Genomic DNA, 23,780 nt, shown 5'->3' with positions numbered 1-23,780 from the left:
TGCTCACTCGCTACCTCCACTGGCATCGTTCTCGGTCTCGTCGGCCTCCTGAGCGGCGACCTCGGTGACCTCTGTGTCCTCACTCGACGGTACGGCATCCGGGCCCGTCAGGTCGCCTTCGCCGCTCGTCACGGCGTCGTCTGACTGGTTGACGCCACTGGCGACGGTCTGGTTGGCCACGTGCCCAGCACCCGACCCAGTCGGCTCGCCGGCGTCGACGGCGACAGCCTCGCCGCCAGCCCCGGCAGCCACGGCTGCCTCGTCGGCGAGCTCCTCCGCGGAACGCTCGGGGTTGCGGGCCACGGCCACGACGGAGTCCCCGTTGCTGGGGCTCGCGAACTTCATGCCCTGGGTGTTGCGGCCGCGCCGCGTCACCGGGCTCACCGGCATACGCACGATGTTGCCCTTGCCCATGATGACCAGGACCTCGTCGTCCTCGCCCACCGTGAGGGCCCCGACGAGGTCGCCGTTGCGCTCGGTGATCTTGGCGACGGCGACGCCGAGGCCACCGCGGCCCTTGGCGTTCCAGTCCGAGGCCGGCGAGCGCTTGGCCATGCCGTTCTCGAAGACGACGAACACGTCCGGGTCCTCGCCCTCGTGCAGCACGCTGAGCGACAGCAGCGAGTCGTCGCCGCGGAACCGCATGCCGGTCACGCCGCTCGTGGCGCGACCCATCGGGCGCAGCTGCTCGTCGGTGGCGTGGAAGCGCACCGACTGGGCGTGCCGCGAGACCAGCAGCAGGTCGTCGGTGGCCGACGCGAGGTCGGCCGCGACGAGCTCGTCGCCCTCCTTGAGGTTGACGGCGATGAGGCCGCCACTGCGGGGGGAGTCGTAGTCGCCGAGCCGCGTCTTCTTGACCAGGCCCTTGCGGGTGGCCAGCACGAGGTACGGCTGCTGGGCGTAGTCACGCACGTCGAGGACCTGGGCGATCTTCTCGTCGGGCTGGAACGCAAGCAGGTTGGCGACGTGCTGGCCCTTCGCGTCACGCCCGGCGTCGGGCAACTCGTAGGCCTTGACCCGGTAGACCCGGCCGAGGTTGGTGAAGAACAGGAGCCAGTGGTGCGAGGTGGTCGTGAAGAAGTGCTCGACCATGTCGTCGCCGCGCAGCTGGGCCCCACGCACGCCCTTGCCGCCGCGTCCCTGCGACCGGTACGCGTCGACGCGGGTGCGCTTGGCGTAGCCACCCCGGGTGATCGTGACGACCACGTCCTCCTCGGGGATGAGGTCCTCCATCGACATGTCGCCGTCGAAGAACTCGACCTTGGTGCGCCGGTCGTCGCCGAACTTGTCGACGATCTCGGTGAGCTCGTCGGAGACGATGGTGCGCTGCCGCTCGGGCTTGGCGAGGATGTCCTCGAAGTCCTTGATCATCGCCTCGAGCTTGTCGTGGTCGTCGATGATCTTCTGGCGCTCGAGGGCGGCCAGGCGGCGCAACTGCATGTCGAGGATCGCGCGCGCCTGCAGCTCGTCGATGCCCAGCAGCTCGATCAGCCCGTCGCGGGCCGCCTCGACGGTGGGCGAGCGGCGGATGAGGGCAATGACCTCGTCGAGCGCGTCGAGTGCCTTGAGGTAGCCACGCAGGATGTGGATGTCGGCCTCGGCCTTGCGCAGCCGGAAGCTCGTGCGCCGGACGATGACCTCGATCTGGTGCTCGACCCAGTGCCGGATGAACGCGTCGATCGGCAGCGTGCGGGGCACACCGTCGACCAGGGCGAGCATGTTCGCGCCGAAGTTGGTCTGCAGCTGGGTGTGCTTGTAGAGGTTGTTGAGCACGACCTTGGCGACGGCGTCGCGCTTGAGCACGATGACCAGGCGCTGGCCGGTGCGACCCGAGGTCTCGTCGCGGATGTCGGCGATGCCGGAGAGGCGGCCCTCCTTGGTCAGCTCGGCGATCTTCTGGGCGAGGGTGTCGGGGTTCACCTGGTACGGGAGCTGCGAGACGACGAGGCACTGCCGGCCCTGGATCTCCTCGACCTGCACCACCGCGCGCATGATGATCGAGCCGCGGCCGGTGCGGTAGGCCTCCTCGATGCCCTTGCGACCGAGGATCAGCGCGCCAGTGGGGAAGTCGGGGCCCTGGATGCGGGCCATCGCCGCGTCGAGCGCCTCCTCCCGCGTGGCCTCGGGGTTGGCGAGCACCCACTGCGCGGCGTCAGCGACCTCACGCAGGTTGTGCGGCGGGATGTTGGTCGCCATGCCGACCGCGATGCCGGAGCTGCCGTTGACGAGCAGGTTGGGGAACCGGCTCGGCAGGACGACCGGCTCCTGCGTCTTGCCGTCGTAGTTGTCGCGGAAGTCCACAGTGTCCTCGTGGATGTCGCGGACCATCTCCATGGCCAGCTGCGCCATCCGGCACTCGGTGTACCGGGGCGCGGCCGCGGGGTCGTCACCGGGCGAGCCGAAGTTGCCCTGGCCGTCGACGAGCGGGTAGCGCAGCGACCAGTCCTGGACCAGCCGGACGAGGGCGTCGTAGATGGAGGAGTCACCGTGCGGGTGGTACTGACCCATGACCTCGCCGACGACGCGACTGCACTTGTTGTAGCCGCGGTCCGGGCGGTAGCCGCCGTCGTACATGGCGTAGACCACGCGGCGGTGCACCGGCTTGAGGCCATCGCGCACGTCGGGCAGCGCGCGACTGACGATGACCGTCATCGCGTAGTCGATGTAGCTGCGCTGCATCTCGGTGTTGAGGTCGACCGCCTCGGTGCGGTCGTACTCGACCGGTGGTGTCACGTCAGTCATGAAAGTCCTTGCGTATCAACGAGAAAGGGTGAGATTCAGAAGGCTGTGGAGCGCAGAGGGGTGCGCAGGCCGTGGAGGGTCTGGCGGGAGCCCGGAGCGAAGCGGAGGGCGGATGGTAGGCCAAGCACCCCTCTGCGCTTCGCAGCCAGACGACCACGCGCCATACCCGTCCCCATCAGATGTCCAGGAACCGGACGTCGCGGGCGTTGCGCTGGATGAAGCCGCGTCGGCTCTCGACGTCCTCGCCCATCAGGATCGCGAAGATCTCGTCGGCCGCGGCGGCGTCGTCGAGCGACACCTGCAGCAGCACCCGGTGGTCGGGGTCCATCGTGGTCTCCCACAGCTCCTGGTAGTCCATCTCGCCCAGACCCTTGTAGCGCTGGATGCCCGCGTCCTTGGGCAGGCGCCAGCCCTGGGCCTGACCGGCCTGGACCATGGCGTCGCGCTCGCGGTCGGAGTAGGCGAACTCGTGCGGGTGGTTGCTCCACTTGAGCCGGTAGAGCGGCGGCTGGGCGAGGTAGACGTAGCCGGCCTCGATCAGCGGACGCATGAACCGGAAGAGCAGCGTCAGCAGCAGCGTGCGGATGTGCAGGCCGTCGACGTCGGCATCGGCCATGAGCACGATCTTGTGGTACCTGGCCTTGGCGAGGTCGAAGTCCTCGCCGATCCCGGTGCCGAACGCGCTGATCAGCGCCTGGACCTCGTTGTTGGCCAGCACCTTGTCGATGCGGGCCTTCTCGACGTTGAGGATCTTGCCGCGGATCGGCAGGATCGCCTGGTTGTGCGGGTTGCGGCCACGCACCGCCGAACCACCGGCGGAGTCACCCTCGACGATGAAGACCTCGGAGATCGTCGGGTCCTTGGCCTGGCAGTCGCGCAGCTTGCCCGGCAGCCCGCCGGACTCGAGCAGGCCCTTGCGCCGGGTCGCCTCGCGCGCCTTGCGGGCGGCCATGCGCGCGGCCGCGGCCTGGACCGACTTGCGGACGATGTCCTTGCCCTCGGTCGGGTGCGCCTCGAGCCAGTGGCCGAACTCGTCGGTCATCGCCCGCTGGACGAAGCCCTTGACCTCGGAGTTGCCGAGCTTGGTCTTGGTCTGGCCCTCGAACTGCGGCTCGCCGAGCTTGACCGACACGACGGCGGTCAGGCCCTCGCGGATGTCGTCGCCGGTGAGGTTGTCGTCCTTGTCCTTGAGGAGGTTCTGCTTGCGGGCGAAGTCGTTGATGAGCTTGGTCATCGCCGCGCGGAAGCCCTCCTCGTGGGTGCCGCCCTCGTGGGTGTTGATCGTGTTGGCGTAGGTGTGCACCGACTCGGAGTACGAGCTGGTCCACTGCATCGCCAGCTCGAGGCTGAGCTGGCGCTCGGTGTCCTCGGACTCGATCGAGATGATCTCCTGGTGCACCGGCTCGGACTTCTTGGACGAGACCAGGTGGGTGACGTAGTCGACCAGGCCGTTGTCGTACTTGTAGGAGACCGAGCGCTGCTTCTTCTCAGAGGCGTCGATCGTGTCGGCGTCGGCAGCGCTCTCGGGCTCACGCTCGTCGAGGAGGTTGATGGTCAGCCCCTTGTTGAGGAACGCCATCTGCTGGAACCGTGCGCGGATCGTCTCGAAGTCATAGGTCGTCGTCTCGAAGATGTCCCCATCGGGCCAGAAGGTGATCGTGGTGCCGGTGCGGTCCGACTCCTCCATCTTCTCCAGGGGGGCGACCGCCTCACCGTGGTCGAAGGTGACCCGGAAGACGTGCCCCTTCTGGAACACCTCGGCGTCGAGCCGCGTCGACAGGGCGTTGACGACGGACGAGCCGACACCGTGCAGACCACCGGACACCTTGTAGCCGCCACCACCGAACTTGCCACCGGCGTGCAGCTGGGTGAGCACGAGCTCGACGGCGGACTTTCCCTCGGCGGGGTGGATGTCGGTGGGGATGCCGCGGCCGTTGTCGGCGACGCGGACGCCCCCGTCGGCGAGCAGGGTCACGTCGATCGTGTCGGCGAAGCCGGCGAGCGCCTCGTCGACGGAGTTGTCGACGATCTCCCAGACGAGGTGGTGCAGCCCCCGCTCACCGGTGGACCCGATGTACATCCCGGGACGCTTGCGCACCGCCTCGAGGCCCTCGAGGACCGTGATCTGGCTGGCGTCGTACTCGGACCCGGCCGGCACCCCGGCCAGCCCGGCCTCGACCTGCTCGCGGGCAGCCTCGGCCTCGGCGGCCGTGAGGTGCTCCGAGGTCTGGTCAGGGGTCGAGGGATCCGACGGATCGATGGGGTGGTCGACGGGCGTGTTGTCAGCCTCGGACACTGTGCTCCTCTTCCGGCGGCGCCGCAGGACTCGCAGGGGGGTCCCCGCACCTCGCAGCACCGTGCTCATGGAACGCGACCAGTCTGGAGACCAGCTGGCCGCGAATTCGCTCCCCAGTCTAATGGTCGAGGCGCCCAGATCCACCGTCAGGAGGCCCTAGAGGCGGGATTTGGCCCAAATAATCGCCCGCCAACGTGTCGGGGATCGGCTCCCCACCCCTGAGGGGCCGATTTCGGCCTTCCTCGCGAGGTGGTCGGGCTCGGTCAGCCGTACGTGTCGCGCGGCCCCGGCCCCTGGCTGCGTCGTGGCCCGCGCGACCACGACGGCGCGCTCGGTCCGACGATCTTGAGCGCGCTGACGGTGTCCTTGCCGACCTCGCCCTCGAGCCGGGCCATGATCGAGGACTCCAGCAGCTGGAGCTGGGTGGTCCACGCGGTCGAGTCTGCCCGGACGGTGAGGATCCCCATCTCGAAGGTCACCGGAGTGCAGTGCTGGGCCACCTCTGCGCCGACGATGTCGTTCCACCGACCCATCACCGAGCCGACCGCGACGTCGACCTTCCAGCCCCGGTCGGACAGCAGCCGGTCCATCTGGTCACCGAGCAGCAGGGGGTCACGGCCGTCCCGGCGCTGGGTCGGGCTGGGCGCGCCGCCTGGGCGCCGACGACCACCGATCGGCTTCAGCCCGGGCCGCAGGCCCTTGTCCCGTGCAGCCGCGCGGGCCCGCAGCAGCGCCGCGGCGGCCGCGTCGTCGGCGTTACCGACGGCCTCCGCGGGGAGGTCCTCGGCACGGGGCTGTTCGTCCGGCCCGTCGGGAGCGCCGGTCGGGCCGCTCAGGCCGCTCGGCTCACTCACGGCGGGTCACCTCACCCAGCGTCACCGAGAACGTCCGCCCGACCAGCGTCCTCGGCACGTCGGCCTCGACCGCGGCGGTGATGAGGACCTGCTCGCACTCGGCCACCATGGCGGCCAGCCGCTCGCGGCGACCCGAGTCGAGCTCGGCGAACACGTCGTCGAGGATGAGGACGGGGTCCTCACCCAGGTCGTGTCGCAACAGCTGGTATGCCGCGAGCTTGAGTCCCAGCGCGAAGGACCAGGACTCGCCGTGGCTCGCATACCCCTTGGCCGGGAGGTCGCCGAGCTGGAGCACGAGGTCGTCGCGGTGTGGTCCGACGAGGGTGATGCCCCGCTCGATCTCGCGCTCACGCGCCTCCTCGAGCGAGGCGACGAGCTCGGCACGCAGCGCGTCGAGGTCCGGGACGTCACCGGCCGCCAGCGAGGCCGCGGCGGCCTCGCGCAGCGAGCTCTTGTAGGTCACCTTCGCGTCGGACTGCCCGGCACTCACCTCGTTGTACGCCTTCTCGAGGTAGGGACCCAGGTCGCGCAGCAGCCGCAGCCGCGCATACAACAGCTGGGACCCCACGGTCGCGAGGTGCGCGTTCCAGACGTCGAGGGTGTGCAGCGCGGAGGCGCGGGCCTCGTCGACCGGCTCGTCGCCGGGCCGGGGTCGCTGGACGCGGCGTCCCCTGCGGAGCACCGGCTGTGCCGATTTCAGCAGGGCGTTGCGCTGCTTGAGCACCTTGTCGTAGTCGCTGCGCACTCCCGCCCACCGCGGCTGGCGCGCCACGAGCAGGTCGTCCAGGAACTTGCGCCGCTCCGACGGGTCACCCTTGACCAGGGCGAGGTCCTCGGGCGCGAACAGGACGGTGCGCAACGTGCCGAGCACCTCGCGGGGACGGGGGACGGGGGAGCGGTTGAGCCTGGCCCGGTTGGCCCGCCCCGGGTTGAGCTCGATCTCGACCATAGTCTCGCGCCCGTCACGCACGACGGCCCCGCGGATCACCGCCTGCTCGGCCCCGAACCGGACCAGCGGCTGGTCGGTGGCGACGCGATGGCTGGACAGGGTGGCGAGGTAGCCGATCGCCTCGACCAGGTTGGTCTTGCCCTGACCGTTGAGGCCGACGAGCGTGGTCACGCCCGGCTCGAGCGGGAGCTCGGCGCTGGCGTAGCTGCGGTAGTCGGCGACAGTCAGGTGACGGACGTGCAAGGGCCCCCGATCAGGCCTTGCGGGTCGTCGACCTGGCGGCCGTCTTCTTCGTCGTGGCACCGGTGCCGGACGAGGGCCCGGCCGTCGCGGCCTTGCGACCCTTGGCGGCGGCCTTGCTGGCGCTGGAGGTGCGGCCCTCGGGCTTGGCCGTGACCTTCTTGGTGGCCTTCGCGCTCTTGGGCTCCTCGCCGCGCCGGAGCTTCTCGCCCTCGGGAACGGTCATCACCTGGTGACCGCCGAACCCACCGCGCAGCGCTGCCACGGCCTGCATCGTCGGGGACTCCTGCTGGCGCGAGGCGAACCGCGCGAACAGCGACGCGGAGATGACCGGCATCGGCACCGACATCGCGATGGCCTCCTCGACCGTCCACCGGCCCTCGCCGGAGTCGGCGGTGTAGCCCGAGACATTGTCGAGGTGCGGGTTGTCGTCGAGGGCGTCGACGAGCAGGTCGAGCAACCAGGAGCGGACGACCGTGCCGCGGGTCCAGGCCTTGAAGGCACCCGGGACGTCGTTGACGATGTCCTTCTTGGCCTCGAGCAGCTCGTAGCCCTCGGCGTACGCCGCCATCAGGCCGTACTCGATGCCGTTGTGCACCATCTTGGTGTAGTGCCCGGCCCCCACCTTGCCGGCGTGGACGAACCCCTCCTCGCGCGGACCCTCGGGGCGCAGTGCGTCGAAGATCGGCATGGCGCGCTTCACGTTGGCGGCGGTGCCACCGACCATGAGGCCGTAGCCGTTCTCGAGACCCCAGATGCCGCCGCTGACGCCGCAGTCGAGGTAGCCGATTCCCTTGGCCTTGAGCAGCTTCTCGTTCTCGAAGTCGTCGGTGAACCGGCTGTTGCCGCCGTCGATGACCATGTCGCCCTTGTCGAGCAGCTTGGACAGCTGCTCGACCGTGTCACGCGTGGGGGCGCCGGCGGGCACCATGACCCACACGGTGCGGGGGGCGTCCAGCGCCTTGACCAGGCCGGCCAGCGTCTTCGCGTCGGACACCGCGGGGTTGCGGTCGAACCCGACGACCTCGTGGCCAGCGCGGCGCAGCCGCTCGCGCATGTTGCCGCCCATCTTCCCCAGACCGATCAGACCGAGCTGCATGACAGGTGCCTTTCCGTTGCGGTGGTGCCCCGAGCGGGAGGTGACGGACAGCGGTGGAGCCGAACACACGGCATACCTCGCCGTGTGCGTTGCTCAGGCTACGCCCGGGTGGGGTCAGCTCGCGAAGCGAACGGGCATGAGGACGTAGCGGTATGACGTGTCGGCGTCGCCGTCGGCGTCATCCTGCCCGGAGAGCACGGCCGGGCGCGAGGGCTGGGTGAACGACAGCCGCGAGTAGTCGGTGCCCACGGCCCCCAGGCCGTCGAGGAGGAACTGGGGGTTGAACGCGATCTCGATCTCGGGACCACTCAAGGTGGACTCGACCGCCTCGGACGCCTGGGCGTCGTCGCCGGTGCCGGCCTCGATCGCCACCTGACCATCGGTGAACTTCAGGCGGACGGGGGTGTTGCGCTCGGCGACGAGGGCCACGCGCTTGACCGCCTCGACCAGCTCGGAGGTCTTGATGACGGCCTCGGTGTCGACGCTGGTGGGGAAGATCGAGGTGACCTTGGGGTACTCGCCGTCGAGCAGTCGCGTGGTGGTGCGACGCTGACCGGCCTCGAAGCCGACGAGCCCGTCACCCCCGGCCGACGAGCCGAGCGCGACCTCGATCGACCCGGAGGCGCCGAGCGCCTTGGCCGTCTCGGACAACGTGCGGGCCGGGACCAGCGCGACGTGGCTTGCATCGGTGGCGCCGGGGTTCCAGGTGAGCTCACGCATCGCGAGGCGGTAGCGGTCGGTCGCGAGGAGGGTGACCTTCTCACCGTCGATCTCGACCCGGACTCCCGTGAGGATCGGCAGGGTGTCGCCGCGGTCGGCGGCGATCGAGACCTGGGCGACCGCCTGGGTGAAGACGTCACCGGCGATGGTGCCGCTCGCAGCGGGCGCGGTGGGCAGCGTGGGGTAGTCGTCGGCGGGCATCTGCATGAGGCTGAAGCGCGACGAGCCGCAGGTCACCGAGACCTTGTTGCCGTCGGTGGCCACGTCGACCGGCTTGCCCGGCAGGTTGCGCGAGATGTCGGCCAGCAGCCGGCCCAGGACGAGGACCGTGCCGGACTCGGAGACGTCGGCCGGGACGGTGATCTTGGCGGAGACCTCGTAGTCGAAGGCGGAGAGCGTCAGCGAACCCTCGTCGTTGGCCTCGATGAGCACTCCCGCCAGGACGGGCACCGGTGGACGGGCGGGCAGCCCGCGGGCCACCCAGGTCACGGCGTCGGCGAGGACCTCACGTTCGACCCGGAACTTCACCGTCGCTACCTGCCCTTCGCGTGCGGCCTGGCCGCGTCGAACTTCAAGAATGTGATTGGGCACTGACCCTAGTGCTCGTGGTGCGGTCGGCCAACCCGGATCCCCGAATCCGATGACCTGTGGTTCTCAGGTGTCGTCCGGGCGGGTCGGGGCTGGATTGGTACTCGGGGCGGGACCCCTTGGTAGATGGATGTAGTCATGGTCTTAGGGGGTGTGGACACTGTGGAGAAGTCGCATCGGCGCAGGTCAGCGCACCGATAGGGGTGTGTATGCCGGGTGGACCGGCCGGCGGACAAGCTGGTGCCGGCTGTGGACGGGGTTTCGTCGCCCACAGGACGTCCACACCCGCGGCGGGCCCGTCCCCAGCGGTGAGGACCGCGCTCCACCGGTTGTCCACGGGTTATCCACAGGCGCAGAGGGAAGATTCCTCCGAACGGCCGATGGCAGTAGCGGGCCGACACATACCCACAGAGTTGTCCACAGGTGTGGACCATGCCCAATTGTCGGCTTTTGTGCGGGACTCGCCCGCCTGAGCACGCCCCTCGTGCGGGGGACGCCCCAGATGACGAACGGGTGAACAGGCAGGCACAGGTGTGCACAACCCTGTGGAGAACTGGGGACGACGCGGTGGAAAGCTGGGGACGCGGGCGTCAGCGGCTCAGCGCGACTGCTGCTTGATCCGGTTGGTCAGCTCGGTGACCTGGTTGTAGATCGCGCGGCGCTCGGCCATCAGCTGGCGGATCTTCTTGTCGGCGTGCATGACCGTCGTGTGGTCGCGGCCGCCGAACTGCTGTCCGATCTTGGGCAGCGAGAGGTCGGTGAGCTCGCGGCACAGGTACATCGCGATCTGTCGCGCGGTCACGAGCACCCTGGAGCGCGACCCTCCGCAGAGGTCCTCGATGGTCAGCCCGAAGTACGCAGCGGTCTGGGCCATGATCGTCGCGCTGGTGATCTGGCTGCCCTGCTCGTTGGGGATGAGGTCCTTGAGCACGATCTCGGCCAGGCCCATGTCGACGCTCTGCCGGTTGAGGCTGGCGAACGCGGTGACGCGGATGAGGGCGCCCTCGAGCTCGCGGATGTTGGTCGAGATCCGGCTGGCGATGAACTCGAGCACCTCGTCGGGCGCGCTCATCCGCTCCTGGATGGCCTTCTTGCGCAGGATCGCGATGCGGGTCTCGAGGTCGGGCGGCTGGACGTCGGTGAGCAGGCCCCACTCGAACCGGCTGCGCATCCGCTCCTCGAAGCCGCTCAGCAGCTTGGGCGGCAGGTCGCTGGTGATGACGACCTGCTTGTTGGCGTTGTGCAGGGTGTTGAACGTGTGGAAGAACTCCTCCTGCGTCTGCACCTTGCCCTGGAGGAACTGGATGTCGTCGATCAGCAGCACGTCGACGTCGCGGTAGCGGCGCTGGAAGTTCGACGCCTTGTCGTCGCGGATGCTGTTGATGAAGTCGTTGGTGAACTCCTCGGAGTTCACGTAGCGCACCTTGACGTGCGGGTAGAGGTTGCGCGCGTAGTGCCCGATCGCGTGCAGCAGGTGGGTCTTGCCCAGCCCGGACTCGCCGTAGACGAACAGGGGGTTGTACGCCTTGGCCGGCGCCTCGGCGACCGCGACCGCGGCCGCGTGTGCGAACCGGTTGCTGGCGCCGATGACGAAGGTGTCGAACGTGTACTTGGGGTTCAGCCGCGTGGCCGACTCGTCCGTGATGCTCGGGACCTCGTCGCGCGGCCGGCGCTGCGGCTCGGCCACGGGCGGCAGCTCGACGGGCCGCATGACCGGGGCGTCGAGCGAGGGTGTCATCGACGGACTCATCGACAGGCTCATCGACGGGCCCGAGTGCTCGTCGAGGCCGACCGTGTCCTCGGTCAGGTGGCTCTCGTCCAAGGAGGAGTCGACCGTGACCGCGAGCTGGACGGCGGTGCCGAGCTGGTCGGACAGCGCCGCGGTGACCTCGTCACGCACGCGGGTCTCGACGACGTCCTTGGTGTAGTCGTTGGGGACCTTGACCAGGGCCGTCCCGTCCAGCAGGCCGGAAAGCCTGGCCAGGGTGAGGAAGGCGCGCTCGCGAGCGGGCAGGCCGTCGGCGTCGAGGGTGGTGATGGTGTTCTGCCAGATCTGAGCGAAGTTCAGATCTGGCTCACTCACTGGTCCCACTTGCCTTTCGACGATGTGTCGTTCGATGTCCCGGCTGCAGGCTCATGGTGCCTTGTCCACACGCTTATCCACAACCTGTGGGTGACGAGGGACGAGGGAGGACGTTAACAACCGGGCGCAGGCCCAGCAAGCGAAACCCGAAAAATCACCCCGCGCAGGAACCAAATTATCCCGATTCAGGCGGCGTGTCGCCCCCGGAACGGCTCCACTCGCCTGCTAATACGCCCCCGTATGCGGTGTGGTGGCCGCTGGTTTGACCCTGTGACTCGCGCTCGCGTACCGTAGACGAGGCCTGTCGGCCGTTTTCGCATGCCCGCGATCCCGGTGTTCTGTGCTTTGGCGCTGCACCGCGTGGGCTTCCGATTGCGGCCGATGCGCCAGGAGCACTGCAGGGCCCTCTGCAGCAACCAGCACTTCAGCCAGGCCCATCCCGGGCCTGACCAGTTACGGAGATCCTCGTGAGCAAGCGTACTTTCCAGCCGAACAACCGCCGCCGGGCCAAGACCCACGGCTTCCGCCTGCGCATGCGCACCCGTGCGGGTCGCGCCATCCTGTCGGCGCGCCGTCGCAAGGGCCGCTCCGAGCTGTCCGCCTGAGGCTTCTCCCGTGCTGCCCGCGGGGCACCGCCTGCGCGAGAGCGCGGACTTCTCGGCGGCACTGCGGGGCAACGGGGGTGCTGCAGGGGTGCGCTTCGGCTCCCGGCTGATCGTGGTCCACGCCAACTCGACCGACACGCGTGCGGGTCTCCCGCCGCGGGTCGGTTTTGTTGTCTCCAAAGCCGTCGGCGGTGCGGTGGTCCGCAACCGCACCAAGCGGCGGCTGCGGGCCCTGATGGCAGCCAGGATCGCTCGGATCCCCACCGGCACCGATGTGGTGATTCGGGCGAATTCCGTTGCGGCACAAGCAAATTCGCGCGAACTCGGCGCCGAGCTGGACCTTCTGCTGGGCAAGGCCCTCGCCAAGCTCGAGACTCGCGGCCACGGGGTGCCGGCATGAGCACGTCGTCCGGGGGCTCCTCGACCGGGGCCTCGACCGCAGGGTCGCTCGTGCGGCGCGCGGCGGCCGCTCCGCTGGTGGGGCTCATCGTGCTGTACCAGCGGTTCATCTCGCCGATGACCCCGGCGACCTGTCGCTACTACCCCAGCTGCTCCGCCTACGCACTCGTCGCGATCCGTACCCACGGGCCCGGCAAGGGAACCTGGCTGGCCGTTCGGCGGTTGCTCAGGTGCCACCCGTGGTCGGCCGGGGGCGTCGACCACGTGCCGGGCACCGGTCGCACGTACCGGGACCCGCTGCCCGAGCCGGACGCCCCACCCGCGGCCGCCTGAGGGCGGACGCACCCAGACCTGCCGGCCACGCGGCATACCCGCTGCGCAGCCGGAACCACCGGTGAACCGCCCCCAGGGCGGGCCACCACCAGATTGAGGACGAGATGGACTTCTTCACTTCGCTGATCTACCCGTTCGAGTGGATCGTCGCCTGGATCCTGTACGGCTGGCACAGCGTGCTGACCTTCATCGGCATCCCGGCCGCGTCGGGGTTCGCGTGGGTCATGTCCATCGTCGGCCTGGTGGTCGTGATGCGTGCCGCGATGATCCCGCTGTTCGTGCGCCAGATCCACGCGTCGCGGCGCCTGCAGCTCATCCAGCCCGAGATGCAGAAGATCCAGGCCAAGTACAAGGGCAAGAACGACCCGGACTCCCGCCAGGCCATGACGGCCGAGACGATGGACCTGTACAAGCGGACCGGCACCAACCCGTTCCAGTCCTGCCTGCCGATCCTGCTCCAGTCGCCGTTCTTCTTCGGCCTGTTCCGCGTGCTCAACGGGCTCTCGAAGATCGCCGACGGCAAGATCGACCCGATCGGCCCGATCAGCAAGACGCTCGCGTCCCAGGCCGAGCAGTCCACCCTGTTCGGTGCGCAGCTCTCCGACAACTTCACGCACGCGGACAGCGTCACCACCCAGGTGGTCACGATCGTTCTCATCATCCTGATGTCGGTGAGCACGTTCACCACGCAGCGCCAGCTGATGATGAAGAACATGCCGGCCTCGGCGCTGGACAACCCGTTCGCCAAGCAGCAGAAGGTGCTGCTCTACCTGATGCCGCTGTTCTTCGCGATCTCGGGCGTGAACTTCCCGATCGGTGTCCTCATCTACTGGCTCACGACCAACGTCTGGTCCATGTGCCAGCAGTTCTACGTGATCCGCCGCATGCCGGCCCCCGGCTCCCCGGCCGAGAAGGCCATGCAGGAGCGCCGGATGAAGCGTGGCAAGCCGGTGGAGGAGTTCACCGTCAAGGGTCTCGACCGCCCCGAGGACGCTGCCGACGAGGCACCCAAGCCCGCCGGCGGCCAGCGCCAGCAGCCCACCCGGAACAAGAAGAAGAAGGCCAAGGCACCGCAGCCGAAGGGACCGCAGCCCAAGGGGCCGCAGAGCAAGTCCAGCGGCGTGACGAGCCCTGTCGCCGAGAACAAGCCCCAGACCGACAACTGAGAGTGACCGCCATGACTGAGCAGCACGACACCGTGGTCGACGCCGCGACCGACGAGCCGACCACCCTGGACACCGAGACGCCGCAGGCTGCGGACGTGAACGCAGAGCCGGAGGCAGAGACGGCCTCGGACGGGGCCGTGTCGGACGAGGCCGCGTCGGACGACGCCGCGTCGGACGAGGCCGCGTCGGATCGTGACGGGACGGACGCAGAGGCGGGCGACGCCACCCCGCGCGCCCCTCGCCGCGCCAAGGTCGCCGACCTCGAGCGGGAAGGCGAGGTGGCGGCAGACTTCCTCGAGACGCTGCTCGACATCGCCGACCTCGACGGCGACATCGACGTGGACGTCGAGGGCGACCGCGCTGCGGTCTCGATCGTCGACTCTGACGAGGGCCGCGTCCCTCGCCGCCTCGTCGGCACCGACGGCAAGGTCCTCGACGCCCTCCAGGAGCTGACGCGCCTCGCGGTGCAGTCGGCGACGGGTGAGCGCAGCCGCCTCATGCTCGACGTCGCGGGCCACCGCGCCGAGCGTCGCGCGGCGCTCGTCGAGATCGCCCGCCGTGCGATCGAGGGCGTCAAGGCGACCGGCGAGAAGGCATCGCTGGAGCCGATGACGGCCTTCGAGCGCAAGGTGGTGCACGACGAGGTGCTCGCCGCAGGCCTGGTCTCCGAGTCCGACGGCGTCGAGCCCAAGCGGTTCGTTGTCGTGCTCCCTGCCGGTTCCAGCGCGTGACCACGTCGCTGTTTCACGTGAAACAGGACGCATGACGCGACCACCAGACGACGCCGACGGGCGCGGCACCGGCAAGACCGGATCCGCGCCCGTCGGTGCATCCGAGGCCGACCAGACTCACCGCCATACCGCGGCGGTGAAGGCGCCCACTCCACCCGCCGGCGCCGTGGAGTTCTTCGGTGACGCTCTCCCAGCGGCCGAGCTGTTCGCCAGGGTCCTCGCCGACACCGGGGTCTCCCACGGCCTCATCGGGCCGCGCGAGGTACCGATCCTCTGGGAACGCCACATCCTCAACTGCGCCGTCGTGGCGGAGGCGTTCCCGCGCGACGTCGAAGTGGTCGACGTCGGGTCAGGAGCCGGTCTGCCCGGCCTGGCCCTGGCGATCGCGCGCCCGGACCTGCACCTGCATCTCGTCGAGCCGATGTTGCGTCGCACGAACTGGCTGGTCAGCACGGCGTCCGAACTCGGCCTGGACAACGTCACGGTCCACCGCGGCCGGGCGGAGGAGTTCCACGGCACCTTGCGGGTGCCGTTCGCCACGGCACGCGCGGTGGCCAGGATCGACAAGCTGGCCCGGTGGACGTTCCCCTTGCTGCAGGACGACGGTCGCCTGGTCGCCCTCAAGGGCAGCCAGGCCGGCGAGGAGCTCGCCGCCGAGGAGAAGGTGCTCCGGAAGCTGGGTATGGCGCAGGCCCAGGTGTGCAGCTACGGCGAGAGGTGGCTCGCGGTCCCCACGGTCACGTTGGACCTCTCCGTGCGCGCTCGACCGGAGAGTCCAGCACGCCAAGGAAAGCGGCGTCGGTAGGAGTGGCACTCCGCTTTGTGTGGGTACCGCCCCGTAGGGTTGGATGATCCCCATGGCTGGAGAGGTGACCGCGTGACCGCAACGCTGCTGCGACTGGACCGAGGACTGGGCTGGCCGCACCGCCCGGGTCAGCCCACCGCCGCGCTGGGATGGCCGTCTGCCGACGGCGTCGTGCGTGAGGACGCTGTTTCACGTGAAACCGCCCCCGACAGCTCGGAGGAGCCTGTGGAAGAGACCGCTGTTTCACGTGAAACAGAGCCCCAGGCGAGTGTCGCCGGCCCCACGGAGCCGGCTGTCGAGCCGGTTGCACGGCCAGCCCTCTCGTCGGCCGTGGCGTCGGCCGCGGAGCCTGTGGTGACACCCGCTGCGGAGCCGGTGCGCCAAGGTGACTCCGCAGCGGCTGCGCAGGCACTTGCGGCCGTCGTTTCACGTGAAACGGACGACCGAGCCGAGGTGGCGGCTGCACTGCCAGACAGCGACCACAGCACCCCGCTCGCCCGCGCTGTCGCGGAGGACGCGCGGAAGCGGATCGCCCTGACCGGCCGGGTCTTCCCCAAGCCGCCGGCGACGCGGGTCCTCACTGTCGCGAACCAGAAGGGCGGCGTCGGCAAGACGACGACCACCGTCAACGTCGCCGCGGCCCTGGCCCAGGCGGGGCTCACGGTGCTGGTCATCGACATCGACCCGCAAGGCAACGCCAGCACCGCGCTCGGGATCGACCACCACGCCGAGGTGCCCAGCATCTACGACGTGCTCGTGGACGGAGTCGCGATGGCCGACGTCGTGCAGGAATGCCCCGACATCAGTGGGCTGTGGTGCGCCCCGGCAACCATCGACCTGGCCGGCGCCGAGATCGAGCTCGTCTCGTTGGTCGCTCGGGAGACCCGCCTCCAGAAGGCCATCACGACGTACCTGACCGACGCCGAGCACGGCAAGCCGGCTCCGGACTACGTGCTGATCGACTGCCCGCCGAGCCTGGGTCTGCTGACCGTGAACGCGTTCGTGGCAGCCCAGGAGGTGTTCATCCCGATCCAGTGCGAGTACTACGCCCTCGAGGGCCTGTCGCAGCTGCTGAAGAACATCGAGCTGATCCGTAGCCACCTCAACCCGACGCTGCACGTGTCGACCATCCTGCTCACCATGTATGACGGCCGCACGCGGCTGTCGGCGCAGGTCGCCGAAGAGGTGCGGTCGCACTTCCCGGACCAGGTGCTGCGCAACACGGTGCCGCGTTCGGTGCGCATCTCCGAGGCGCCCAGCCATGGACAGACGGTCATGACCTACGACCCGAACTCCAGTGGTGCCCTGTCGTACCTGGGAGCGGCGTCCGAGCTCGCCGACCGGGGTGCCGCAGCCGGGGCTCGCCAGGACGGGCATTCGAAGGCGTCCGCCGGCACGCAGAACGACCACGGGGTGCCCTCCGATCCCAGCCAGCTCAACCACCAGCCGACCCCGGCCGCGACCAGCGCGCAGAACTGAGAAGGAAGCCCCCATGAGTGAGAAGCGACGTGCCCTCGGCCGCGGACTGGGTGCCCTGATCCCCAACGCGCCAACCAGCCCCGCCACCAGCCGCCCTGTCGACGTGTTCTTCAACGAGCAGCCCCAGGACGCCGGGTCCGAGCAGGGGCACGCCGGGAGCGACGCCCACGCTGGCCAGAACGGCGCCGCCGGCCACGGTGCGGCCGGTCATGCTGCGGGCGGCCCCGGCGACCAGAACGGGTCGAGCACCACGGGCGAGCGGCCCACCGCGACCTCGGTCGCCGAGGCTGCCTCGGAGGGGGCCCGTGACGGCCAGGGCCTCGCCCCGGTGCCCGGCGCATCGTACGGAGACCTGCCGATCTCCTCGATCCGGCCCAACCCGCGGCAGCCGCGTACGGTGTTCGACGAGGACGACATGGCCGAGCTGGTCCACTCGATCCGCGAGATCGGGGTGCTCCAGCCGATTGTCGTTCGGCCTGTTTCCGCAGGTCAGGACGGTGAGGTCGCCGAGGGCGTGCTCTACGAGCTGATCATGGGCGAGCGTCGCTGGCGCGCCTCGCAGGCCGCGGGCAAGGACACCGTGCCCGCCATCGTCAAGGAGACCGACGACGACGACCTGCTCCGGGACGCGCTCTTGGAGAACCTCCACCGCAGTCAGCTCAACGCGCTCGAGGAGGCTGCGGCCTACCAGCAGCTGCTCGAGGACTTCGGCTGCACGCACGACGAGCTCGCCGGGCGGATCGGTCGCTCACGTCCCCAGATCTCCAATACCCTGCGCCTGCTCAAGCTCCCCCCGCTGGTGGCGCGCCGAGTCGCGGCCGGGGTCCTGTCCGCGGGCCACGCCCGGGCACTCCTGTCGCTCGACGACGGTGCGTCGATGGAGCGCCTCGCCCAGCGGATCGTGGCGGAGGGGCTCAGCGTCCGCAACGTCGAGGAGATCGTGGCAGTCGGCCTGGGCGACGAGAAGGTCAAGACCCGTCGTCCGCGGGCCGGGAGCCGGCACCCCCAGCTCGACGACCTCGCGGCGCGGCTCTCCGACCGGTTCGACACGCGGGTCAACATCGCGCTCGGCCAGCGCAAGGGCAAGCTGACCGTCGAGTTCGCGTCGGTCGAGGACCTCAACCGGATCGTCGACATGCTGGGCATCGACCCACGCGGCTGACCGGCGCTCGCACGGCATACCCATCGGCCCCTGGCCGCTGCCCCTGCGCGTCCACCAACCCCTGCTAGCAGACCTTGGTGGAAGGCGGACACGGTGCACGCTGTCCGCATTTCGCTAACCCCTGCTAGCAGAGGTTAGGGGAAACCGGGGGAGCAGGGGAGGGTGGATTTCCTTGGGGCACAAGGGAATTCGCAATCCACGCCCCCACTCGTGCCGGTGGGTGGGTCAGCCGTGGGCAGCGAGGTAGGCGCGCAGGTCGCCGAGCTGGAGGACACCCGTCGTGGCGGTGTCGTCGTCGCCCAGGTAGAGGCGCTGCAGGCTGACGACGACGGCCTCGGCCAGGGTGTCGCGGAAGGCGGGGTCGGCCAGCGAGGCGGCGTCGTCAGGGTGTGACAGGTAGCCCGCTTCGACGCGTACGGCGGGCATCCGGGTCTGCTGGAGCAGGGTCCACGACCTGCCGTGCGCCCGGCAGTTGGCCAGCCCGGTGCGGGCGACGACCTCGCGTAGCAGCAGGTCGGCCAGGTGCTCGCCGACGGCCGACCACGACGTCGTGCGGTCGCGCCCGAAGAAGAACGTCGCGACCCCGCTCGCGTCGGCCGCGTCGTGGGAGTCGCAGTGCAGGGAGAGCACCAGGTCGGCGCCCGCCGCGTTGGCGGTGGCGGCGCGCTCGTCCTCGGTGGGGCAGGTGTGCTCGGTGCGGGTGTAGACGACCGAGACGCCGATGGCCGTGAGGCGTCCCTCGATGCGTCGTGCCAGGTCCATCGCGACGTCGGCCTCGACGAGCCCGTGCGCGACCGCGCCCGGGTGGTCGCCGCCGTGGCCAGGATCGAGGACCACCGTGCGGCCGCTGAGGCTGTGGCCGGAGCGGCGCACCAGCTCACGCTCGCGCAGCACGTTGGCGGAGCCACCGGAGACGGACCTGCGCAGGTCCTCGAAGGCGCGCAGCGTCTCGGGCCCCACCGACCCGTCCCCGGGCAGGCCGTACGCCCTCTGGAAGGCCCGCACCGCACGCTCGGTCTCGGGCCCGAAACGGCCGTCGACCCGGCCGGCGGCGAACCCGAGGGTGTTGAGCCGCTCCTGGAGGGCCACGACGTCCTCGCCGCGCTGCAGGTGGCCAGGGGTGTGCAGCAGGATCCGGTCACCCAGCCCCCAGCGCGACCCGTCGATGGCCGTGAACGTCTCGACACCGACCACTCCGTCGACGATGAGGCCCTTGTGCTGCTGGAAGGCCCGGACGGCCCGCTCGAGCGCCTCGTCGAAGACCTCGGGGGAGCTGTCGACCAGACCGGCGCGATCACGCTCCGGCAGCTGCGATGCCGGCAGCGCCAGCAGACGGGCACGCACGTCGGCCACGGCCGGTCCTCGGCTGCCCAACCCGAGCAGCCCGAACTTGCTGTCAGACAACGGGCCTCCTCGTGGGCGTGGTGTCAGCGGGCGAGCAATCTACGTCTGTGCAGGTCAGCGGCCTGCCCGGCCATCCGGGGAGGACGCGGTGGAGGTTCGAGCCTAGGTCAGCACGGGCCCCGGGACCAACCGGACCCCGGGACGCCGTGTGCCGGCCGGCCCGGGATCGGACGCGGCCGGCACACGAGGTCGGCGCCAGGCGGGCTGGCCCGGGCTCAGCCGAGGTAGTCGGCCAGCTCGCGGACGAGCTTGGGCTTGGGCATCGCGCCGACGAGGGTCTTGACGACCTCGCCCTTGACGTAGACGTTGAGCGTCGGGATGCCGGTGATGCCGTAGCGGCTGCTCACCTGGACGTTCTCGTCGGTGTTGAGCTTGACGACGTCGATCTTGTCGGCGTGCGCGACGGCGAGCTCCTCGAGGATCGGGGCGACGGCACGGCACGGGCCGCACCAGGGTGCCCAGAAGTCCACCAGGACGGGCTTGTCGTTCTGGAGGACGTCCGCCTCGAAGGTGGCGTCCGTGGTGTCCTTGATGGCTCCCACTAGGGGGCTCCTTTCGGTGGTGCTGTGGTCGGGTCGATGGTGCGGGGTGGAGCGGGTGCGGTGTGGTGCGCCGGGGCTTTCAGGATCGCAGTGCCCGGGGACAGCGGTGGGGTGTGGCCTCGCAGGCTCAGTGCGTCAGGGCGGGCTCGTCGGATCGTCCCGCGGTGAGGGCGGCCCCGGCGTCCGGCGCCCCGGCGTGGTGCCGGTCGGCCAGGAACCGCTCGGCGTCGAGGGCGGCGGCACAGCCCGAACCGGCGGCGGTGATCGCCTGCCGGTAGGTGTGGTCGACGAGGTCGCCGGAAGCAAAGACGCCGGGCACGTTGGTGAGGGTCGAGCGACCCTGCACGAGGACGTAGCCCTCGTCGTCGAGCTCGACGACGTCCTTGACGAGCTCACTGCGCGGGTCGTGGCCGATGGCGACGAACAGCCCCGTGACGGGCAGCTCGCGCGTCTCGCCGGTGGCCGTGTCGCGCAGGGTCACGCCCGTGAGCTTGGCGTCACCGTGGATCTCGGCGACCTCGGAGTTCCAGGCGAACTGGATCTTGTCGTTGGTGAGGGCGCGCTCGGCCATGATCTTTGAGGCGCGCAGCTCGTCACGACGGTGCACGATCGTCACCGACCGGGCGAATTTGGTCAGGAAGGTGGCCTCCTCGACGGCGGAGTCACCGCCACCGACGACCGCGATGTCCTGGTCGCGGAAGAAGAACCCGTCGCAGGTCGCACACCACGAGACGCCATGGCCGGAGAGCCGCTTCTCGTCGGGCAGGCCGAGCTCGCGGTAGGCCGACCCCATGGCCAGGATGACCGCGTGGGCCCGGTAGGTGTTGCCCTCGGCGTCGGTCACGGTCTTGACGTCGCCCTCGAGCGAGACGGACTCGACGTCGTTGGTGATGATCTCGGCGCCGAACCGGTCGGCCTGGGCGCGCATCTGCTCCATGAGCTCGGGGCCCATGATGCCGTCCTTGAACCCGGGGAAGTTCTCGACCTCGGTCGTGTTCATGAGCGCGCCACCGGCGGTGACGGCGCCCTCGAACAGCAGTGGCTTGAGGTTGGCCCGGGCGGCGTAGACGGCCGCGGTGTACCCGGCAGGACCGGAGCCGATGATGATCAGGTCGCGGATCGTCTCGGATGCGGTGGTGCTCACGCGGCTACAGCCCCTTGTGGTCGAAGCGGTTCGACACCGCTACATACGGTGCCGATGTCTGCAACCGATGGTAGGGCCTGATTGTTCCGGTCGGCGCACCCAACACCCCGTCGCGACGGGGACGTCACGGGGTCACGGGAGCGCGACGGGGCCGGACAACACGAGGGGGTGGGCCGCGCGACAGTGCGTGGACACGGCATACACGCGCTGGCCGGTGTCCGTGCTCACCACGGCCACGATCGCCGGCTCGCCCTCGAACGTCGCGAGGTCGCCGGCCACGGGCGCCCAGGTCTCGACCCCGAGCGCGGTGAGGCACTCGCGCAGCTGCGCCTCACTGACCCCTGCCGCGGCCAGCGAGGCCGCGGGAGCGGTGGACTTGCCGCTCGTATCCGTGAGTGGCCGAGCCTGCGTGACGAGTCGCGCGGCGGTGTAGGCGGTGCCGCTGGCCTGCACGCGCACGTCGCCGAGTGGCTTGGACGCGCGGTCCTGAGCGGTGCCGGGCGCGGATGTGAACGATCCAATGGGCGGTGGCACGCTCGCACCACCGGCCGCCGAGTCGGAGACGGCTTCACGAGAGGAGAACGACGAGGCCGTGTCGCCGCCGCCCGGGYCCCAGGTGGACATCAGCGCGGGGACGGCGACGGCGACGGCAGCGACCGCCGCGGCGGCCATCCCGGCCCGCAGCCACGCACGCCGACGCGGCGCGAGGGGCACGACGACTGCGCCCTGGGAGCGGGACGACTGCTCGGCGGCGATCGTGGCGTTGATCCGGTCGACCAGAGCGGCGGGCATGGGCCCGGGATCGGGGAGGCCCGACAGGAGAGCCCGGATGCCGGTGGGGTCGGGTTCGAGGTCGTCGGGGTCGGGTCGACCCGGTGGCACGGGTGGGGTGCTCACCACGGATACCTCCGGATTGCTGGTGGTCTGGACGGGCCGCTCGTGCCTGGGCAACCACGGCGAGGGCACAAGGGGCGACACGGGTACGACGTCATGGCTGCCCCGATGGTTCCCGCAGCATCTGCGCCATGGCCTCACGACCGCGGCTGCAGCGTGACTTCACGGTGCCCTCTGCCACCTCGAGCACCTGGGCTGCCTCGGACACGGACAGCCCGTGCATGTCGACCAGGATCAGCGCGAGCCGCTGCCCCTCGGGCAGCCGGTCGAGGGCCTGGCGCACGTCGAGCCGGACGTCGACGGAGGCGTGGGCGTCACGTCGGTCGGCGAGCTCGTACTCCGGCAGGATGCTGGTGGGCTTGTCCCGGCGCAGGCGGTCGAGACAGGCGTTGACGACGATCCGGTGCAGCCACGTGGTGACGGCAGCGTCTCCCCGGTAGGACGACGCCCTGCGGAACGCCGAGATGAACGCGTCCTGGACGCAGTCCGACGCCAGCTCGCGGTTGCCCGTGGTGCGCAGGGCCACGGCCCACATCCGGTCGCGGTGACGGCGGAACAGCTCGCCGAACGCGTCCGGGTCGCCCTCGACGTGGGCGCGCAGGAGGTCGCGGTCGTCGCGCTCCTGCAGCGGGGTCGAGGCCATGGGCGTGCCGCCAGCCGGGGCTAGCGGACCGTGACCTCGGCCAGCGTGGCGCGGAACCGCCCGTCGCTGACCTTCGAGACCTTGGTGAACCAGACGATGACGTACTGGGCGTCGGCCGGCCCGTCGACCCGGGTGAGGGTCACGGTGCCCTCCTTGGAGGTGGACGTGCCGATCTCGGTGGCGCCCGTCAGGCTGCGCTTGGCCCCGGCATAGACCGTGACGTCGGACGCGTCGGGCAGCACCAGCTCGACGGCGCCCACCTTGCGGACCTGGCCGAGGTCGAGAGCCACGCCGACGCCCTTCTTGAGGCCCCCGAGGTTGGCGCTGGCGTAGCCCTCGGAGCTCCAGAACGTCTTGGCGTTGCCGTCGAACGTGCGCGCCGCCTCGCCGTTGCGCTCGGCGTTGTCGCCCTCGGGGTCGAAGCCGGTGGCCGACAGGACCGGGAAGCCGTCACCGCCTCCGGCTCCGGTGGGCTCGGTCGTCTTGCCGGTCGGGCCGACCGTGGTCGGCGACGCCGTGACGGTCACCGTGTTGCCGCCGCGCGGCGGGCCGCCGAGGTCGAGGTTGCTGCGCGAACCGATCCGGGAGGCTCCGGCGAAGCCGATGACGAGCGCGAGGACGAGGAAGGCGGCCATGACGATGAGCACGAGCTTGGACTGGTCGCGGCCCGGCGGGTCGGCGGTCTCCTGGGGGAGCATCGGCAGCGGCGGCTCGATGGGCTCGTCGCCCTCGACGAGCGCCTGCCCGAGGCTGATCCGTCGCTGCTCGGCCCGCTCCTCGGCGGCCTTGCGCAGGGCCCGGCGCTCGGCAGCCTTGTCGGCCTGGGCGCGGGCGAAGGACCCCACCTTGTGGGCGGCCGCCCCCGCCGCCTGGCCGGCGGCGTGTCCGGCCGTGCCGAGGGC

The 23,780-nt window shown here is 70.1% G+C and carries 21 protein-coding genes; 8 read left to right on the top strand and 13 right to left on the bottom strand.

Annotated features, from left to right (window positions below):
- Positions 1 to 3: 3 nt before the first annotated feature.
- From gyrA to dnaA, 7 genes are all read right to left on the bottom strand, one after another.
- The gene (gene gyrA / locus AC1DV7_RS14625; protein ID WP_477597866.1) at positions 4 to 2,742 is read right to left on the bottom strand and encodes a DNA gyrase subunit A; all 2,739 of its coding nucleotides are present in this window, start codon (positions 2,740 to 2,742) and stop codon (positions 4 to 6) included.
- 175 nt (positions 2,743 to 2,917) lie between these two features.
- On the bottom strand, positions 2,918 to 4,900 hold the full coding sequence (gene gyrB / locus AC1DV7_RS14620) for a DNA topoisomerase (ATP-hydrolyzing) subunit B (RefSeq protein ID WP_477597878.1): 1,983 nt from the start codon (positions 4,898 to 4,900) through the stop codon (positions 2,918 to 2,920).
- A 401-nt stretch (positions 4,901 to 5,301) separates the two neighbouring features.
- Positions 5,302 to 5,892 carry a DciA family protein gene (locus tag AC1DV7_RS14615; protein WP_477597865.1) on the bottom strand — a complete coding sequence of 197 codons (591 nt, stop codon included), beginning with the start codon at positions 5,890 to 5,892 and terminating at the stop codon, positions 5,302 to 5,304.
- Entirely contained in the window at positions 5,885 to 7,084 is a 1,200-nt protein-coding gene (recF, locus tag AC1DV7_RS14610) for a DNA replication/repair protein RecF (protein ID WP_477597864.1), read from the bottom strand. Before recF ends, AC1DV7_RS14615 begins: the two co-directional genes overlap by 8 nt.
- 10 nt (positions 7,085 to 7,094) lie before the next feature.
- Positions 7,095 to 8,180 carry a phosphogluconate dehydrogenase (NAD(+)-dependent, decarboxylating) gene (gene gnd, locus AC1DV7_RS14605; RefSeq protein ID WP_477597863.1) on the bottom strand — a complete coding sequence of 362 codons (1,086 nt, stop codon included), beginning with the start codon at positions 8,178 to 8,180 and terminating at the stop codon, positions 7,095 to 7,097.
- 114 nt (positions 8,181 to 8,294) lie between these two features.
- On the bottom strand, positions 8,295 to 9,428 hold the full coding sequence (gene dnaN, locus AC1DV7_RS14600; RefSeq protein WP_477597862.1) for a DNA polymerase III subunit beta: 1,134 nt from the start codon (positions 9,426 to 9,428) through the stop codon (positions 8,295 to 8,297).
- A 658-nt stretch (positions 9,429 to 10,086) separates the two neighbouring features.
- A complete protein-coding gene (gene dnaA / locus AC1DV7_RS14595) occupies positions 10,087 to 11,571 on the bottom strand; it encodes a chromosomal replication initiator protein DnaA (protein ID WP_477597861.1) in 1,485 nt (494 codons plus the stop codon).
- A gap of 467 nt (positions 11,572 to 12,038) precedes the next feature.
- On the opposite strand from dnaA, the gene rpmH reads away from it, so the two are divergent.
- The 8 genes from rpmH to AC1DV7_RS14555 all read left to right on the top strand — a co-directional run bounded on the left by rpmH (position 12,039) and on the right by AC1DV7_RS14555 (position 18,251).
- Positions 12,039 to 12,176, top strand: coding sequence for a 50S ribosomal protein L34 (gene rpmH / locus AC1DV7_RS14590; protein WP_106297453.1), 138 nt, complete (start codon positions 12,039 to 12,041; stop codon positions 12,174 to 12,176).
- A 10-nt stretch (positions 12,177 to 12,186) separates the two neighbouring features.
- Complete coding sequence (gene rnpA, locus AC1DV7_RS14585) at positions 12,187 to 12,576, top strand: ribonuclease P protein component (protein WP_477597860.1); 390 nt, start codon at positions 12,187 to 12,189, stop codon at positions 12,574 to 12,576.
- Complete coding sequence (yidD, locus tag AC1DV7_RS14580; protein WP_477597859.1) at positions 12,573 to 12,908, top strand: membrane protein insertion efficiency factor YidD; 336 nt, start codon at positions 12,573 to 12,575, stop codon at positions 12,906 to 12,908. Before rnpA ends, yidD begins: the two co-directional genes overlap by 4 nt.
- 104 nt (positions 12,909 to 13,012) lie before the next feature.
- Complete coding sequence (yidC, locus tag AC1DV7_RS14575; RefSeq protein ID WP_477597858.1) at positions 13,013 to 14,074, top strand: membrane protein insertase YidC; 1,062 nt, start codon at positions 13,013 to 13,015, stop codon at positions 14,072 to 14,074.
- A gap of 11 nt (positions 14,075 to 14,085) precedes the next feature.
- A complete protein-coding gene (locus AC1DV7_RS14570) occupies positions 14,086 to 14,805 on the top strand; it encodes a Jag family protein (protein WP_477597857.1) in 720 nt (239 codons plus the stop codon).
- Positions 14,806 to 14,836: 31 nt separating this feature from the next.
- A complete protein-coding gene (gene rsmG / locus AC1DV7_RS14565; RefSeq protein ID WP_477597856.1) occupies positions 14,837 to 15,610 on the top strand; it encodes a 16S rRNA (guanine(527)-N(7))-methyltransferase RsmG in 774 nt (257 codons plus the stop codon).
- 453 nt (positions 15,611 to 16,063) lie between these two features.
- Positions 16,064 to 17,089, top strand: coding sequence for a ParA family protein (locus AC1DV7_RS14560; protein ID WP_477597855.1), 1,026 nt, complete (start codon positions 16,064 to 16,066; stop codon positions 17,087 to 17,089).
- Positions 17,090 to 17,102: 13 nt separating this feature from the next.
- Positions 17,103 to 18,251 (top strand): ParB/RepB/Spo0J family partition protein, encoded by a 1,149-nt coding sequence (locus tag AC1DV7_RS14555; RefSeq protein ID WP_477597854.1) that lies wholly within the window; start codon positions 17,103 to 17,105, stop codon positions 18,249 to 18,251.
- A gap of 225 nt (positions 18,252 to 18,476) precedes the next feature.
- Here AC1DV7_RS14555 and AC1DV7_RS14550 read toward each other — a convergent pair whose 3' ends face one another.
- From AC1DV7_RS14550 to AC1DV7_RS14525, 6 genes are all read right to left on the bottom strand, one after another.
- Positions 18,477 to 19,655 carry an N-acetylmuramoyl-L-alanine amidase gene (locus AC1DV7_RS14550; protein ID WP_477597853.1) on the bottom strand — a complete coding sequence of 393 codons (1,179 nt, stop codon included), beginning with the start codon at positions 19,653 to 19,655 and terminating at the stop codon, positions 18,477 to 18,479.
- Between the two features lie 215 nt (positions 19,656 to 19,870).
- Positions 19,871 to 20,197 (bottom strand): thioredoxin, encoded by a 327-nt coding sequence (gene trxA, locus AC1DV7_RS14545; protein WP_477597852.1) that lies wholly within the window; start codon positions 20,195 to 20,197, stop codon positions 19,871 to 19,873.
- A gap of 127 nt (positions 20,198 to 20,324) precedes the next feature.
- Entirely contained in the window at positions 20,325 to 21,341 is a 1,017-nt protein-coding gene (gene trxB, locus AC1DV7_RS14540) for a thioredoxin-disulfide reductase (protein WP_477597851.1), read from the bottom strand.
- A 132-nt stretch (positions 21,342 to 21,473) separates the two neighbouring features.
- A complete protein-coding gene (locus AC1DV7_RS14535) occupies positions 21,474 to 22,238 on the bottom strand; it encodes a hypothetical protein (RefSeq protein ID WP_477597850.1) in 765 nt (254 codons plus the stop codon).
- A gap of 91 nt (positions 22,239 to 22,329) precedes the next feature.
- Positions 22,330 to 22,878 carry an RNA polymerase sigma factor SigM gene (gene sigM / locus AC1DV7_RS14530; protein ID WP_477597849.1) on the bottom strand — a complete coding sequence of 183 codons (549 nt, stop codon included), beginning with the start codon at positions 22,876 to 22,878 and terminating at the stop codon, positions 22,330 to 22,332.
- A gap of 20 nt (positions 22,879 to 22,898) precedes the next feature.
- Positions 22,899 to 23,780, bottom strand: an 882-nt coding sequence (locus AC1DV7_RS14525) for a hypothetical protein (protein ID WP_477597848.1), incomplete at its 5' end; no start/stop codon positions are given.

It is taken from the genome of Pedococcus sp. P2_E4, from assembly GCF_056403935.1.
The sequence above is the reverse complement of the archived record's forward strand: the minus strand, read 5'-3'. Positions and strand labels throughout refer to the sequence as shown.

Bases quoted from the DNA above. Each gene is read 5' to 3' on its own strand.
- gnd (WP_477597863.1), bottom strand. From the start codon at position 8,180: ATGCAGCTCGGTCTGATCGGTCTGGGGAAGATGGGCGGCAACATGCGC.
- rsmG (WP_477597856.1), top strand. From the start codon at position 14,837: ATGACGCGACCACCAGACGACGCCGACGGGCGCGGCACCGGCAAGACC.
- yidD (WP_477597859.1), top strand. From the start codon at position 12,573: ATGAGCACGTCGTCCGGGGGCTCCTCGACCGGGGCCTCGACCGCAGGG.
- gyrA (WP_477597866.1), bottom strand. From the start codon at position 2,742: ATGACTGACGTGACACCACCGGTCGAGTACGACCGCACCGAGGCGGTC.
- AC1DV7_RS14555 (WP_477597854.1), top strand. From the start codon at position 17,103: ATGAGTGAGAAGCGACGTGCCCTCGGCCGCGGACTGGGTGCCCTGATC.
- sigM (WP_477597849.1), bottom strand. From the start codon at position 22,878: ATGGCCTCGACCCCGCTGCAGGAGCGCGACGACCGCGACCTCCTGCGC.
- yidC (WP_477597858.1), top strand. From the start codon at position 13,013: ATGGACTTCTTCACTTCGCTGATCTACCCGTTCGAGTGGATCGTCGCC.
- AC1DV7_RS14570 (WP_477597857.1), top strand. From the start codon at position 14,086: ATGACTGAGCAGCACGACACCGTGGTCGACGCCGCGACCGACGAGCCG.